The sequence below is a fragment of the Viridibacillus sp. FSL E2-0187 genome (assembly GCF_038006425.1).
Lineage (GTDB): Bacteria > Bacillota > Bacilli > Bacillales_A > Planococcaceae > Viridibacillus > Viridibacillus arvi.
Window position 1 is genome coordinate 1,558,692 of sequence record NZ_JBBOVG010000001.1, and the last position, 16,478, is coordinate 1,575,169.

A 16,478-nucleotide genomic window follows, 5' to 3' on the forward strand; every position below is an offset into this window, starting at 1 on the left:
AATCTAAGAATCCCTCGTTTATCAGTATGCCAAACAAGTGTATCTAAGAAATGTAAAAAATATAATTAAATTGAGCCAACTATTAGAACTTGATGTATCACAATTAAAGCCCTTCAATCAACAGATTGAAGGGCTTGTTTGTTATTTATACAGATTCATTAGTTTCGCTAGCTTGTTCTCTTTGTTGACTTTTTGCTTTTCGGAAGTGAAGAGTTTCATAAATAACTGGAATTACCACAAGTGTCAGTAATGTGGCCATTGTTAAGCCGCCAATGACGACGATTGCAAGACTACTGGATACTAAGCTAGTTGATTCTGCTTTTTTAAATAATAATGGAATCATAGCACAGACTGTCGCCATAGCAGTCATTAAGATTGGACGCATTCTAGTAGCTGCTGCTTCTACAAGTGCATCACGGATGATCATTGTTTTTTCATTTTGTTTGACGCGATCTAGCAAGACAATTGCATTCGTAACTACAATGCCAATTAACATTAAGGCACCAAGTAATGCCGTAACATCTACCGTAATTCCACTTATCAATAGGCCGAGAATCGCGCCAATTGCTGCTAATGGAAGTGAACATAATATTGCAATTGGTGCACGGAATGTCTTAAAGGTTACAACCATTATTAAGAACACGATTCCGATTGATACAAGCATTGTGATAAATAAATCAGAGAAATCGTCTGCTTGTTGAGCACTAGCACCGCCAATATATACGTTTACTCCAGAAGGAATTTTCATTCCTTTTACATCTTTTTTACCAAAGATAGTTTTAGTTATCTCTTCATTGACCTTTGATAGCTGCTCAGGATCAACATTAGCGGTAATACGTACATATGAATTGCCATCTTTATGGATTATGTTTGTTGGCTTCTCTTCTTGTTTTAGCTTAGCTACTTTAGATAAAGGCTCCATTCCTGTAGGTGTAGCGACTAACATCTTGTTTAATTCATCTTTCGTTTTTGGATTCAGGAGAGGCTCTAACATAATTGTAATTGGCTGTGAACCAATCGTTGCCGATCCTATAGGTGTTCGATTTAAGAAGACACCTAATTGTTGAGAAATTTGCGTTGCACTTCCTTCTGCAGCATTCACTTTAAAAGAATAGACCATCTTTTTTGCATCCTGATTGGTTGTAACTTTTTCTATTCCTTTTATACCTTCAATCTTTTCTTTTACATTGGTTGCAGTTTTTTCAATTTGAGTTAAATCATCACCCATAACATCAATCGTAACTGGTGAAGATGATCCTGACATAAAGGAAGCTGTATCTATAGTTAGTTCTGCACCGACATACTCGTGCTTTTGTTTTTCTATCCTATCAAGCATTTTTTCTGTATCTTTACTATCCTTTAACATAATCATGAATGTTGCGAGCGTTGGTGAATTAACTCCTCCTAATCTTGCAGCATCTTCGGTATTACCAAGCTGTGTATATTCATATTCTACTTCGTCTTGAGAGTGAATGTAATCTTCAAGGCGAAGTGTATTTTCTTTTACTTTTTCAAGTGGTGTATCATTTGGATACTCTAAAGTTGCTTGAATGAAATCAGCTGTCGATTTATCAATCTCTCCTTTAGGCATTGCAAAATAAGTCCCAATTGAACCAGCAAATAATAATAAAGAGAGTAGATATACAACCCATTTATGATTTAGTGTCCATGTTAATAAGCGAGAAAAACGTACTGCAGGCTTATGCACAGCAAGTTTGCTATTTTTTAACAAGGAAGAACTCATCAATGGTACAACGGTCACTGCAACAATTAATGAAGCGAGTAAAGAATACGTGATTGTTAAGGCAAATGGCATTAAAAAGTCTTGTAAACTGCCGCTAACTAATCCAATAGGTAAAAATACGGCAACAGTTGTTAGTGTAGAAGCTAAGATGGCTGTTCCTACTTCTTTTGTCGCTTCAGTAACAAGACTAACTGAGAATTTTTCCTTTTGCATTTTCCTGAAAATATTCTCAATAACGACGATACTATCATCTACAAGCCTACCAACAGCTACGGCTACTCCACCCAATGTCAAAATGTTTAATGACACGCCTGACATCCATAGCAAAAACAGGGTAAAAGCTAGAGAAAGGGGTATGGAAACAATCGTAATAAATGTTGAACGTAGGTTTCTTAAAAATAGAACAATTACTATGGTCGCGAAAAGTGCGCCTAATAATACTTCTTTCATCATCGTATTTACGGAACCTTCGATCATATCTGCTGTCGACATAATCACATCACTCTGGACGTTAGGATATTGTTTGTTCATTTTCTTAGATACTTCTGCAATTTCTTTCCCCGTACTTACTGCGTTTGCATTACTTTCTTTCGTCATAATAAGAATCAATGCATCTTTACCGTTTACACGAGTTAGAGTAGTATTTGGCTTTTTAATACTTACTTTAGAGACATCAGCCAGTTTAACATCTGGAGCAATGGGTAGTTGTTTAATGTCTTTCAACGAATTCAATTTTCCAATGATTTTGATGTTACTAGCTTTGTCGTCAATTGTTTTTTCTCCGACTGAAGCAGAAAGATTTTGATCTTGAAGTACTGCCATTATATTCTCAAGTGATAATTGTTTTTCTGCTAATAGCGTATTATTTATTTTTATAGAAACATATGAACTCTCTGTACCAAATGCTTGCACATCTGCGACACCTTTTATATCTTTATACATTGGAATGATTTTTTTCTTAGCAAATTCGCTATTTCTTTTTGTCAATCCATCCTTAAATGTAATGGAAACATCTGCGATTGGGATCATGGATGTATTAAGCTGAATGATTGAAGGTTTCTGCACATTCTTAGGTAATGTCACCGTAGCAAGAGCTTCTTGCACTTCTTGTTTGGCATCTTTCATATTGGTTTTTGATTCAAATAATATATCGATTTGTGTAAATCCATCACCTGTTGTGGAGAAATAATCTTTCTTTCCTTTGACAGAACTCACTGCGGTTTCAATTGGCGTTGTGACCTGTTCCTCCATCGAATTAGAATCGATTCCTTGCCCCAATGCAATAATCGTTATTTGCGGTTGATCAGCTGGTGGTAAAAACTCCATTGGTAATTTGAAATAGCTAACACATCCTAAAAGTAATACAAGGATTGTAACTAATGTTATGGCCGCCTTATTTTTAAAGGACCATTTAGTAAACACAGACATTTAATAAAATCTCCTTTCTCATGCTCATCCATTTTATGCATTGCTCAAACTCAACATTAAGATTTCTCACTTTTTTTGTGATTTTCCTCCTGTATGTAATTGTAAGTCTTTGGAATTTTAAGGATAATAGACCAGGGGTGGTGGTTTTTCTACGTCTTGAGACCGATTTTTATTCATCAGAGGGACTGATTGCAGATTCAATGATTCGTAATTTGAAGGAGATTTTATATTTCAAATTGCTAAGGTTATACTTAAAGATATACATTAGGGAATTTTGCTTATTTTAGTACGATCGAACAAATAATATATAAACTATCCAATAAAGAGAACTATAGAAGGTGAAAATTTGTACCGAATATTATTAGTAGAAGACGATCAATCGCTTGCAACACTATTAGCGGAACATCTAGAAAATTATAATTATCAATGTACAATCTGTACGGACTTTGAAGATGTATCGGGAGAAGTTGAAAGGATAAAACCGCATCTTGTTCTTCTAGATATCAACTTGCCAAAATACGATGGATTTTATTGGTGCAGAAAGATTAGGCAATTCTCAACTTGTCCTATTATCATTATCTCCGCACGCAATGGTGATTTTGAACAAGTCTTTGGCATTGAAAACGGGGCAGACGACTATATTACGAAGCCGTTCTCTCTTGATGTTGTAATAGCAAAAGTAAATGGTCAAATAAGAAGAATATATGGTGACTATGCTTCAAATCAAACGGAACGTACTATCGTCAAAGGGGATTTGAAACTATATCTTGAAAGTATGATTCTTGAAAACAATAATAAGCAAATTACGTTAACAAAAAAGGAATTAATGCTTGCTAGCATGTTACTAGAAAATACACCGAAAGTATTAAGCCGGGATGTATTACTTGCTAAGCTATGGTATGACGAGAGCTTTGTAGAAGAAAATACATTGAATGTGAATATAGCAAGGCTTCGTAAAAAGCTACAGGATGTAGGGTCTAAAACTGAGATTGAGGCGGTTCGGGGTGTAGGATATCGCTTAATTGAGGGGACAAGATGAAACTTTTTATAAAAGACCAACTGCCAATTATTATTTTGTATGGATTAACATTCATCGGTTTGTTTCTTATATATGACTGGTTAGGAGAGATAAATAATAAGAAGGGATATTTCATCTTTTTAAGTTTAGTTCTATTATTCTTATTTCTTCTTTATCAGTACTTTAGTCATAAAAACCTCTATAACCAATTATCTACCAAGCCTGAAAAGCTAGAGGATACGATTATTCCTAAACCTCACTGTGCAATGGAAGAAGCATATAGTGAGCTTATGTATAGCTATTTACGACTACATCATTATGAAATGAATCGTTTAACAAAAAGACAGAAAGAGTACCAAGTAATGATCAATAATTGGGTCCATCAAATAAAGACACCTGTTTCGGTGATTAGCATGTTAACTCAAATGAATGAGGGAGATCCAAATTTCAGTAAAGTAAAACGAGAAGTTAACAAAATCAATTATGATCTATCACAAATTTTGACCTATCTTCGCACTGAAGATTTTTCGGCAGATCTTAAAATCGAAAAAACGTCGTTAAGAGATGTGATATTAGAAGTCACGAATGATTTAAAGGATTTTTTTATTTCGAAATCCGTCTTTCCAAATGTATCAGTTAATGAAAAAGTAATTGTCTATACTGATGAAAAATGGATGAAAATCATCTTATTTCAAGTCATTAATAATGCAATAAAATATAGTGATGAAGGTGAGCGAGTTCATATCACAGTGGATATGGAAGAAGAAACAGCCATCCTAAAAATTATGAACAAAGGAATGGGAATCGAACAAAGTGACTTGAACCGAGTATTTGACTTATTCTTCACCGGTGAGAATGGTCGAAGGAATGGTGAATCAACAGGAATGGGTCTCTATATTGTGAAAAAAATCCTTGATATGCTAAATCACGAATACAAAATTGAATCTACCGTTAATGAGAAAACAATTTTCTCTATTTACTTTAAGCCATGATGATGTCATGGCTTTTATTTATGACAAAAACGTAATGATACTGCAATGATAGGAAATTGTGAGCCTACCAATCAAAGCTTATGATTAGGTTAGTCAAAAGACGTCAAACATAAAAAAGTAATGAGCAGAAGGAGAAGATATTAATATGAAGATTTTACAGGTTGATAACCTTGAGAAGACATATATGGGGAAAGTAAATTTTAAAGCTTTAAACTCTGTTACTTTTGATTTGGAACAAGGGAGTTTTGCCGCTATTATGGGACCTTCAGGGAGCGGGAAGACAACATTGTTGAATTGTATTTCTACGATTGACTTGCCAACTGATGGTGAAATCACGATTAACGGGCAACATCCACATAAATTAAATGACGATAACTTAGCACAATTTAGAAGGAAAGAACTTGGTTTTGTATTTCAAGATTTTAATTTAGTTCATACGTTATCGGTAAAAGAGAATATCCTACTTCCACTTGTTCTAGATAGTTTACCGGTTTCTGAAATGGAGAAGCGATTAGAAAAAGTAACAAGCCTATTAGGTATTGAACAACTATTACAAAAGCGAACTTTTGAGATTTCTGGAGGACAAGCACAACGAATAGCTATTGCACGTGCTATCATTCATCAACCATCGCTATTACTAGCTGATGAGCCTACGGGAAATCTTGATACTAAATCTGCTAAAGATGTCATGGAGCTATTTAAATCTATCAACAAAACATTACAAACGACGATTCTTATGGTTACCCATGACCCTTATGTTGCAAGTTTTTGTGATCGTGTCATCTTCATTAAAGATGGCAATCTTTATAATCAAATTCATCGAGGCAGTAAACAAGGAGAATTTTATCAGAATATCATGGATACTTTGACCTTCCTTGGGGGTGGAAGAAATGACATTTAATCATATTGTCTTGCAAAATATATTACGAGATAAATGGACATATATCGCTTATTTCTTAAGTAGTGTTTTTTCTATCTTTATCTTCTTTTCATTTTCAGTTTCTATGTTTCACCCTGATTTATCAATCATTCAAAATGGTTCAGCACTATCGCTAGCTATGATGGCGGGCAATGTGTTAGTCTACTTATTTTCTTTCATCTTTATATCGTACTCTGTTATGTCTTTTATGCATATGAAACAAAAGACGTTTGGCTTATTTGTCATCATGGGTGCATCTAAAAAGCAGATTAAAAAGATGGTCTTTCGAGAAAACATGTTTATTGGGATTATTGCAATCTTGACAGCTACGATTGTGGGCTTATTATTTGCCCCTCTATTTCTAATGATTACGAAGAAGATTATGAACGTTGAAGGATTTACGATGTATTTTCCGATCAAAGCAATTGTTTTAACAAGTGTAATGTTTTTAGTGTTATTCCTAGCGATTTCTTTAATTACACCTTTCTTTATTCGTAAACAACAGATCATTCGATTGTTAAAGACGGATAAAAAAAGTGAAAAAGAAGTACAATTTTCTCTAGTGAAATTGTTTGTGGGGGTAGTCACAGTAGGTTTGAGTTTGGTAGCGATGACGATCAAAAATGATGCTTCGTTTATCCGTCCTTTGGTAGATAGCGATTTTAGTGTAATTGTTTTATTAATCATTTTTCTGATAGGGATGTATCCGTTATACATGCAACTCTCACTTGTAATTATCACTACAATTCAGAAAACTAACTATTATTTACAAAAAACAAATATGCTAACAGTCTCTGGTTTAAGATCAAAAATACGTTCTAACGTTAAAATCATGTATCTAGTATCGTTATTATTGATGGGCTCTTTTTTTTCAATAGTGATGTTGTATAGTGCCAATGCAAATGTAGAGGATAGTACTAAAGCCAATTATCCATATAGTTTTATGTATGTTTCCAATACGGGTAATGCTCAGGAGAAAGAGCATATAGAGTTTATACAAAGCACAATAGAAAATGAAAGAGGATATCAACCTTATAAATTTGATGTTTTATATAACCTAGAAGATAGGGGTCAATCTTTCATTTCAAAAAGTAACTATAACCAAGCTGTTCAGGGCATTAATGGAAAAACGGTTTCGCTAAAACAGGATGAAGTTTATATAGTTAGCGGTTCTGCTAAAATAGCTCCAAATCTAGAGATTTCGCCTCAATTCCAGCAAGTATTCCAAAAGGCGGATATAAAACCTCAAGTTGTGGGCTCTTCAAGTCAAAATCTACTGCCTACGGGTTATCTTAGTCGATTATTAGTTGTTTCGGACGAAGCATACTATAAAATCAATCAATTAAATGTCTTTAATCATATCGATGTTTTTGCCTATAATATAAGGGATTGGAAAGAAAATATCAAAATGGCAGAAACATTGGAAACAAAAATACACCTTGGTTCTGATGGTGAATATGGGCAAAACTTTGGCTTTTTTAGCGCAGGGAATTTGTATGCTACAGATAAGAACGCTAAAAACTTAATGTTCTATATTGGTTTCATGCTTAGTCTAATTTTCATGATTGCTGCTCTTAGCATGATCTATTTCAGACTCATTACAGACTTTGATAAAGAACGTGAAATGTACAAAGGAATTATGAAAATGGGGCTTTCAAGGAATGAGCTTTCTAAGGTAGTATCCAAACAATTATTCGTGTTAATGTTTGTGCCATTTATTGTAGCTAGTATATTTCTATTCATTGGAGTCGATTTTCTGGAAGATATGATTGGTGGAGCATTACAGACTATAGCCATTTATAGCTTTGGCGTATTCTTTATTATTCAATTGTTAGGTTATCTGATTGTGAATCGTAAATATAGAAAAACGTTAATTAAAGAATTAGCGAAATAGTAAGATTGGCATTGAATCTCGGTATCAATCATTATTTAACTAAAAAAGAGTCATAAAAAAAGACTTGATTCCACGTCGGAATCAAGTCTTTTTACATAATGGAATATAAATGAGCTATAAAATGAGGGCAGCAATTGCAATGGCAAACATAAGAACAAAAAATCCGATGAGCGTATAGCCGATTGCACGGATTCCTTTTGGTTGTTGTTGTAAATGTGGTTTATTATGAGATGGAGCGCCCATTATTTGATTATCAGACTCCATAGGATCGAAAATTGTATCATCATTATTTAATGTACTTGATTCATTCTGAATAATTTGATTGTTTTCTTCCATAAAATTACCTCCCTTTAAAGGTTGGAATAAAAATGAATAAAATCAATACCAATTTATTCAACTATACATATTTATTATATTGATTGGAGGAGGCGATTATTAGTGAAAAACCTTGTTGAATAGGAGTATCTTTTTGTCTTAAAATATCAGTTCGATAATGGAAGTGCATGGTTTGTAAGTCATTACATTGCTGATATCAATTAATAAAAGAGAACCACGAATTAGAGTAACAAAAATAGAAGGTGTCGTCGGCTTCTCTACAAAAGTGGAGGGGTCTAGCTTCGAAATTCCAAATTAAACCTTGTTCACAATGTTAAAGAAATTACATACTTTTATTGTTTTAATAGGGGAGAGTTGATTTTTTTACTGAGATTTATGTTTATAGTTCTTAAATAGATTGCTCATTAATGTACTTAAACTAACTGGTACGTGAGCGTAAAATTGTTTATTGTTAAGTTTGTTCGAAAAATGGAAAATAAAATAAAAATTGGAACCTATATTTGCTATGGTCGCTTTAATTTTAAGGAGGAATTTCAAATAAATACGGATTTGAGGGGGATCTCGGTTTGCTAAGATTTTTCATTCAGTTTGTTACAGTTTTAATATTATTTTTCTTTTCTACTTTTTTTGCTTGGTATGAAGGTAGTACAATCCTTGAAAACCCATGGGAATGGAAGTATTCAACACCATTTTCTCAAGTGCTAAATGGAGAAGTATATAGTGCTAGCGATATATCACAACTTGACTACTTTATATATGCAGCTAAATTTCAACCCACTTTTCCAGTTATTATGGTAACAAGCAGTATATATTTGCTAATTCTTATTGGGTATTATTCCTTCAAGAAAAGGTATAAATGGTTTGCTTATTATCTCTTAATTTTAGGTGGGGGATTATCTTTTCTTAGTTATATTATTTATGATTCCACTACTCTAGATAAAATTTATTTCATTATTTGTTTATTGTATAGTGTGGTCTGTTTAACAACCGCAACTATCACTTACTTTAGGGTTTTTAATCGAAGCACAAATGAAATTACGAACTAATCTTCTAGAAGTAAAAGAGACAAAAATTGAACAGAGAAACGTTTATTTTGTGTTTCTCTGTTCAAAAACAAAAAGTACTTTTGATAAAATTCCTTCATAAGCTCTCTTTATAACTTAGTATTCTTCTTATTTTATTTTTTTGTTAAATTCTCAGTCAGGGGAGTCGGGAGAAATCACTTCCCACTTTCCAAACAGCGTCAAACCCGCCGCTTTAGCTAGCAACGTAGACGCTTGGTTATCAAGTTGGCATCTGTACTGAGGTTCGTATCCCTGATCACAAGCGTACTTGCTAATTGAACGTACTACTTTGCGGGCGTGACCTTTTCCTCTAAAGGGCGTCAAAGTAAGTACGCCGAGATCAGCAATTTGCGCATTTTCCCATGGATACATGCTAGTGGCGCTGACCAGACGATTTTGATCAAAAGAGCCGAAAACTGCCCAATGATCCAATTCCACATAAGCGTCATCTAAGTCTTGTTCCGAGGCAGAGGACTGAAACTCTGAGAAAACCACATCATCTTGCTCTGTTAACCGGCGTAAGTCACCTTCCAGATTTTCTTGTAGCAATACGTTCTTATCAGCTTCTGTAAAATAAAAAAGATAATCTGCGCCATGCAGAGTGACTCCTGCTTCATTCAATCTCTCACGGAAGGTATGCTCAGACAGTTCTTGTTGTTGATAAAGGCCAATCTCCTCGGCCAGAGCAGGCGTTAGGACTGCCATAACTCGGCCGTCGGAGATTTCGAGCACCATCACTCGGCGGTCTGCACTTAGTTCAGGGTTGATGAAGACAGTAAAGATTTCATCTGTATAAAGGACGTCTCCGTTTAAAAATGACTTATGCCAAAAGTCAGTTATGGTTTGTGAAAATAAAGGCATAATTGTTACCTCCCATACTTATACTCTATTTAAAAATACCATATAGATGGGAAATTGAAAATATATTATCTGATTTTTTGATACATTTAGTATTTTTAAATAATTTTCTAAATATATTTTTAGAACATTTTTAAACGTCCCTATGGAACTAACAATAATCTTTCATAATATAACCTAATTGTGAATGCTCTCTTGTTATTTTCTCCATAAAAAATACCCCAATCGTTAGATTATGTCTAACAACTGGGGTGAAGTTCTTGTTCACTATTACATTTCTTCTAAAACACCTTTAATTAAATCTACGAATTGAGTTCTAACTCTACTTGCCACTTCAATTACTTCATCATGATTTAATGGTTGATCTAAAATTCCACAAGCCATATTTGTTAAGCAAGAAATGCCAAGTACTTTCATATTTCCATGAATGGCTACAATAGCTTCAGGAACGGTCGACATACCTACAGCATCTGCTCCTAATGTACGAATCATGCGAATTTCAGCAGGAGTTTCGTAAGCTGGTCCACTCCACCAAGCATAAACACCTTCTTGTAAGGTAATGTTTTGTTCCTTAGCTACCTTAGAAGCAATATTACGTAAATTACGATTATAAACTTCAGAAACATCAGGGAAACGAGTTCCCAATTCATCATTATTAGGACCAATTAATGGATTTGTACTTACCAAGTTAATATGATCTGTAATTAACATTAGATCTCCTGGTTTAAAGCTTGTATTAACAGCACCACATGCATTAGTAATAATTAGCTCTTCAACACCTAACGCTTTCATTACGCGTACTGGAAAAGTTACTTCATCTAAAGTAAAGCCCTCATAATAATGGAAACGTCCTTTCATAGCTACTACTGTTTTACCTTTTAATTCTCCAATTACTAATTCGTTTGCATGTCCAATTGCTCCAGACTTTGCAAAGTTAGGAATTTCACTATAAGGAATTTTGAAAGGGTTTTCAATTTCATCTGCAAGAGTTCCTAAACCAGACCCTAAAATCAGTCCAATCGTAGGACGATAATCTGTCTTCTCCATAATGAAATTTCTAGTTTCTAAAATATCTTGTAATTTGTGCATCAGTAATTCCTCCTAAAATAAAAAACCTAAACGATACTTAATATCAAATTGCTATTAGTCAAAATGTTTAAGTATATATGTTTTATGTAAAAATAATAATTTTTTCTTACACTGCATCTATAGAATTTTAATTGATTTTATAGCTATTGTAAATAGAGTGAAATTTGGAATGTAAAAACTACAATGGACAACTATTAAAGGGCTGCTGCTTAAATTCAGTCAAAGCAATATATTCAAGCGTTTGAACTTAGTGTAGCCGATACCGATAAAATGTCATTTCACATATAACCATATGAAATCAAAACATTTTTAATTGATTTGAAGGATGAATAACAGAAGTTGAATGGAATTTTTTTAGAGAACGTAGAAAGCCTTACTTTCTTCAAAATTGAGGGAGAGAATCTTGAAAAAACTGTAGTAAATAAACACAAAAAAATACTACCAAAAGCCAGGTGTGAAACTTGGTCACTAGTAGTATTTTGAATTTTCAGTTATTAATTTGTATATAGAATAGAACGGCTAGGATTTCAAAATCAAAACTACATTTTTTTAATCTAAATAAATACAATTAATTTTTTACTACTACTTTATATTCTACTTCTTTTTTATTAGAGATTGTATAGCATTTGAACTGTTTTTCTTAGGGCTTTTGATTTTCCTATATTGTGATGGAGATAATTTCGTAACTCGTTTAAAAGATTGAGAAAAAAATGACTGTGATGAAAAGCCTGTAATTGTTGATATGTCAGATATCGAATAGTTTGTAGTTTCTAACAATATTTTACTTTCTCTGATGCGAGTTTGGATTAGATATTCAATAGGAGAGATTCCTACTGATTTTTTGAATGAATGTGCCAAATAGTATTTATTGATATGAATAATTTCTGCTAACGTATCTAGGTTTATGGCTTCACGGAAATGTTGCTTTATATAATTCTTAATGAAAACCAAATTTTTACTCATGATTTGAGTTGAGGTTTCTTCTAAAGTGAATGCTTTTTTTCTCATAATTTTTAGCAATAAAATCTCTAAAATATTATGTGCTATTAGTTCGTAACCTTCGTGTTGTTTCTCTACTTCTTCTATCAATTGATGAAGATAAAAGAGATAGGATTCTTGTTCTTGTTTGTAATTGCAAAAAGTGACCTGTAAGTTTGAATCATCTGGAGATGTGAATGCAAGTCCTTGGATTCCTAGTGCAATGTATTCAAGTGGGAGATCAGTTGTCGATTTTTCGGTATGCTCTACGTGTGGATTGACGACAATCAAATCATGTTCTGTTACATGTACTTCCTTATTCGAGAAGATAAAAGTTCCTTTACCTTTAAGTATATACAAAATTTCTGTGAAGTGATGGGTATGAGTAATGCTGTGCCAATCTTTATCATATTTCGATTTTGTTACATAAAGAAGCTTTACTGGGAAATGATCTCTATGTGATTGTGGTACTTCATATATATCATTTGACATATAAACACCTCCTAGTATTAACACCTATCAATAGTATAGTTTTTTTAGTAAAACTTGGCAATGAAAAGCAAGATATCTAAAAAACTGAACAAGATGTATATTGTGGAAGCGTTTTTACTTTTCGTATACTTTATATAAGAGGGAAAATGGGAAAGGGGAGAAAAAAATGAAAAAGAAAGCTTTGCTAGCAGGTACGATAGCATTATTATCAATTGGTTTAATGGCTTGTCAAGACAAAGATAATGCGGAGGTCAGTTCAAATGGCGGCGAAACAACTAAAGTGAAACAAACGCTTCATGTGGCAGCGCTAGAATCAGCTTATGGCAAAGATATGTGGTCTAAAGTTGTCGACGAGTATCAAACTGAAAATCCAGATGTAAAAGTGGAATTGACTGCAGATAAAAATTTGGAAGATGTAATTAGCCCGAATATGAAAGCTGGAAATTATCCAGATGTGGTTTTATTGGCTACAGGGAGGAAGTTAGCTCTTACAGAAAACTTAATTAAAGATAAAGCGTTAGAAGATATTACAGATGTACTTGATAAAAACGTTTATGGGGAAGATGTAACTGTTAAAGATAAGTTAATTCCAGGCTTTACAGATACACTTGCTACAAATCCTTTTAATGACGGTAAAACGTATTTAGCGCCGATGTTCTACAGTCCTACTGGATTATTCTATAATGCAAATTTATTAAAAGAAAAAGGCTGGGAAGTACCTACTACTTGGGATGAAATGTGGGCATTAGGTGATAAAGCGAAAGCAGAGGGAATCGCTTTGTTTACATATCCAACTACTGGATACTTTGATGCATTCGTCTATTCTTTACTTTTAGAGGTAGGTGGGCCTGACTTCTATAATAAAGCGATGAGTTATGAAGATGGTATCTGGGAAACTCCAGAAGCAACAAAAATGTTCGAAATAGTCGGAAAATTAGGTGAATATACAGAACCTACGACTGTTGCGAATGCAAATGATAAAGATTTTAAAAAGAATCAACAATTAATTTTAGATAACAAAGCACTTTTTATGCCAAATGGTACTTGGATTGTTGGGGAAATGGCTGATGCACCAAGAGCTGATGGATTTGAATGGGGCATGACTGCGTTACCTTCAATTGAAACAGGAGGCGATCGATATGCGTTTACATTCTTTGAGCAAATGTGGATACCTTCTGCTGCTAAAAATAAAGATGCAGCAAAAGACTTTTTAACATTTGTTTATTCTGATAAAGCTTCATCTATTTTTGAGGAAGCTGGAGCGATTCAACCGATTAAAGGGAATTCTGAAAAACTAACTGGTGACAATAAGCTTTTCTATAGTATCTATGATAACGGAGCAAAAGCAGGAATGGGTGGTTTTGCAGCAACTGATGCGGTTGAAGGTGTTAGTATAGCTGATACATTATTCAGAAGTATCGACAGTATTGTTTCAGGTGACAAAACGGTAAAAGAATGGCAAAAAAATGTTGAAAAAGTAAGCGATCAATTACGACCAGCATTAAAATAAACGAACACTATTTTACTAAGATATAACGGTGAATGATTTTCCTCACCGTTATATTTAATTTGTAGAGGTGAAGATATTGAAAAAGACAACAGAAAAAAGGATATTCATTTTTGTTTGTACGACGCCGGCCCTGCTCTTGTTAACACTATTTATGATTGTGCCTACGATTGAAGTTTTTCGGATGTCTTTGTATAAATGGGGAGGATTTTCAAATAATCAAGTATTTGTTGGTTTAAATAACTTCAAAATATTATGGAATGATATGAACTTCATTCGCTCTCTTCAAAACAGCATATTATTAATTGTAGTAGTAACACTTATCACGATGGTATTTGCCATACTTTTTTCAACATTATTAACAAGAGAAAATGTAAAAGGGGGCAATTTCTTTAGAATCATTTTCTATATTCCTAATATATTATCAATCGTAGTTATTGCTGGAATATTTTCGGCGATTTATGATCCAACATCAGGTTTATTGAATAATTTTCTTTCTGTATTCAACGTTGAAAGTTTACAAAAAATGTGGCTTGGAGACCAAAAAATTGCGATATACAGTATTAGTGGAGCGCTCGTATGGCAAGCTGTCGGCTATTATATGGTTATGTATATGTCTAGTATGGCAAATATTCCAGAAAGTTTTTACGAAGCTTCATCTTTAGAAGGAGCGGGACGTATTACACAATTTTTTAGTATCACTTTGCCGTTGATTTGGAACAACATTCGTACAACATTAACGTTTTTTATTGTCAGCACCATAAATTTAAGTTTTCTACTTGTACAAGCAATGACTGGCGGCGGGCCAGACGGTTCGACAGAGGTATTTTTAAGTTACATGTATAAGCAGGCTTACACAAATTCCTCTTATGGTTATGGTATGGCTATCGGAGTAGTAATCTTCTTATTCTCATTCGCATTATCAGCTATTATTAACCAAATCACCAAAAGGGAAGTGCTTGAGTACTAAGGAGGACCAAGAAAGATGAAAAAACAAAAGAAAATGAGCGTAGAGAAACTTTATCGATTGTTTATTTATGTAGCGTTACTTACGTTAGCTATTACGATTATCATTCCTGTTGCATGGGTTTTCATAGCCTCGATAAAAGAAAAATCAGAATTTTACACGAGCCCTTGGGACATGCCGAAAGGTTTCTATTTTCAAAACTTTATAGACGCTTTCGAAAAAGCAAATATGGGCACGTATATGTTAAATTCTATCATGGTTACGGCCTTAGCAATTCTAATTTTATTAGTTGTTGCCTTACCGGCGGCTTATGTCTTGGCTAGATATACATTTAAAGGTAGTAAAATTATAAATACAATTTTTAAAGCGGGATTATTTATCAATGTGAACTATATTGTAGTGCCAATATTTTTAATGTTACTAGATGTGGATACGGTCATACGTGTAAGATTTGGTGATGGTTTTTTGTTAGATAATTTGTTTGTTTTAGCTTTAGTGTACGCTTCAACGGCATTGCCTTTTACTATATATTTATTGTCTAGTTACTTCCAAACGATACCATCAACATATGAAGAAGCTGCATGGGTCGATGGTGCCGGATACTTTAAAACGATGTTCAAAATTATGCTTCCCATGGCAAGACCTAGTATTGTAGCTGTTATCTTATTCAATTTTCTTTCGTTTTGGAATGAATATATAATTGCACTGACATTGATACCTGGTCCGAATAAAACGTTGCCTGTAGGGCTGATGAACTTAATGGCAGCTCAAAAATCAGCTACAAATTATGGACAAATGTATGCCGGAATGGTTCTCGTTATGTTGCCAACCTTGATTTTGTACATTTTGGTTCAAAAGAAATTAACCCAAGGAATGGCTCTTGGCGGATCGAAGGAATAGAGGATGAATATGAAAAAGAATAATGAGTGCGTTACACTTCCGGATAAAGGAGCTTTTCTATTATGAAACGTAATTTCCTAATTACCTTACGAATTGTCATATTCATCACTTGTTTGGCTTTGATAATTGTAGGCCAAAAAACAACTGGCAAATTCGAATTGGGCATAATGCTAGTAGGATTAGCTGGTCTCTTGGGACTCCTCTACAGTTACAATCGAAAATTCATATAAAAATCCATTAAAGTCAGAGGAGTATTCGTTAAATAATTTATAAAAACCCCCCCAATCGTTAG

Annotated in this window: 14 protein-coding genes; 9 read left to right on the plus strand and 5 right to left on the minus strand. The window is 33.7% G+C overall.

Annotated features, from left to right (window positions below):
• Positions 1–145 precede the first annotated feature (145 nt).
• Complete coding sequence (locus tag MHH85_RS07450) at positions 146–3,172, minus strand: efflux RND transporter permease subunit (protein WP_340706502.1); 3,027 nt, start codon at positions 3,170–3,172, stop codon at positions 146–148.
• A 346-nt stretch (positions 3,173–3,518) separates the two neighbouring features.
• Between MHH85_RS07450 and MHH85_RS07455 the strand changes: the two genes are divergently transcribed.
• The 4 genes from MHH85_RS07455 to MHH85_RS07470 all read left to right on the plus strand — a co-directional run bounded on the left by MHH85_RS07455 (position 3,519) and on the right by MHH85_RS07470 (position 7,995).
• On the plus strand, positions 3,519–4,211 hold the full coding sequence (locus MHH85_RS07455) for a response regulator transcription factor (RefSeq protein ID WP_340706503.1): 693 nt from the start codon (positions 3,519–3,521) through the stop codon (positions 4,209–4,211).
• Positions 4,208–5,182 (plus strand): sensor histidine kinase, encoded by a 975-nt coding sequence (locus MHH85_RS07460; protein WP_340706504.1) that lies wholly within the window; start codon positions 4,208–4,210, stop codon positions 5,180–5,182. The genes MHH85_RS07455 and MHH85_RS07460 overlap by 4 nt, the downstream gene beginning before the upstream one ends.
• A gap of 139 nt (positions 5,183–5,321) precedes the next feature.
• Positions 5,322–6,083 (plus strand): ABC transporter ATP-binding protein, encoded by a 762-nt coding sequence (locus MHH85_RS07465; RefSeq protein WP_340708140.1) that lies wholly within the window; start codon positions 5,322–5,324, stop codon positions 6,081–6,083.
• On the plus strand, positions 6,073–7,995 hold the full coding sequence (locus MHH85_RS07470) for an ABC transporter permease (protein WP_340706505.1): 1,923 nt from the start codon (positions 6,073–6,075) through the stop codon (positions 7,993–7,995). Before MHH85_RS07465 ends, MHH85_RS07470 begins: the two co-directional genes overlap by 11 nt.
• A 114-nt stretch (positions 7,996–8,109) precedes the next feature.
• Here the strand turns inward: MHH85_RS07470 and MHH85_RS07475 are convergent, their stop codons facing one another.
• Positions 8,110–8,331 carry a hypothetical protein gene (locus MHH85_RS07475; protein WP_340706506.1) on the minus strand — a complete coding sequence of 74 codons (222 nt, stop codon included), beginning with the start codon at positions 8,329–8,331 and terminating at the stop codon, positions 8,110–8,112.
• A gap of 566 nt (positions 8,332–8,897) precedes the next feature.
• Between MHH85_RS07475 and MHH85_RS07480 the strand changes: the two genes are divergently transcribed.
• Positions 8,898–9,377, plus strand: a complete 480-nt coding sequence (locus tag MHH85_RS07480; RefSeq protein WP_340706507.1) for a YjdJ family protein — start codon at positions 8,898–8,900, stop codon at positions 9,375–9,377.
• Between the two features lie 150 nt (positions 9,378–9,527).
• On the opposite strand, the gene MHH85_RS07485 is transcribed toward MHH85_RS07480, so the two are convergent.
• The 3 genes from MHH85_RS07485 to MHH85_RS07495 form a co-directional block, all read right to left on the minus strand.
• Positions 9,528–10,256, minus strand: a complete 729-nt coding sequence (locus tag MHH85_RS07485; protein WP_340706508.1) for a GNAT family N-acetyltransferase — start codon at positions 10,254–10,256, stop codon at positions 9,528–9,530.
• 267 nt (positions 10,257–10,523) lie between these two features.
• Positions 10,524–11,342, minus strand: coding sequence for a purine-nucleoside phosphorylase (locus MHH85_RS07490; RefSeq protein WP_340706509.1), 819 nt, complete (start codon positions 11,340–11,342; stop codon positions 10,524–10,526).
• Between the two features lie 594 nt (positions 11,343–11,936).
• Positions 11,937–12,812, minus strand: coding sequence for a helix-turn-helix transcriptional regulator (locus MHH85_RS07495; protein WP_340706510.1), 876 nt, complete (start codon positions 12,810–12,812; stop codon positions 11,937–11,939).
• Between the two features lie 166 nt (positions 12,813–12,978).
• Between MHH85_RS07495 and MHH85_RS07500 the strand changes: the two genes are divergently transcribed.
• From MHH85_RS07500 to MHH85_RS22255, 4 genes are all read left to right on the plus strand, one after another.
• Positions 12,979–14,322, plus strand: a complete 1,344-nt coding sequence (locus MHH85_RS07500; RefSeq protein WP_340706511.1) for a carbohydrate ABC transporter substrate-binding protein — start codon at positions 12,979–12,981, stop codon at positions 14,320–14,322.
• Between the two features lie 76 nt (positions 14,323–14,398).
• Positions 14,399–15,289, plus strand: coding sequence for a carbohydrate ABC transporter permease (locus MHH85_RS07505; protein ID WP_340706512.1), 891 nt, complete (start codon positions 14,399–14,401; stop codon positions 15,287–15,289).
• A 15-nt stretch (positions 15,290–15,304) separates the two neighbouring features.
• On the plus strand, positions 15,305–16,186 hold the full coding sequence (locus MHH85_RS07510) for a carbohydrate ABC transporter permease (RefSeq protein ID WP_340706513.1): 882 nt from the start codon (positions 15,305–15,307) through the stop codon (positions 16,184–16,186).
• A 62-nt stretch (positions 16,187–16,248) separates the two neighbouring features.
• Positions 16,249–16,416 carry a DUF6903 family protein gene (locus tag MHH85_RS22255; RefSeq protein ID WP_169786306.1) on the plus strand — a complete coding sequence of 56 codons (168 nt, stop codon included), beginning with the start codon at positions 16,249–16,251 and terminating at the stop codon, positions 16,414–16,416.
• Positions 16,417–16,478: the final 62 nt, after the last annotated feature.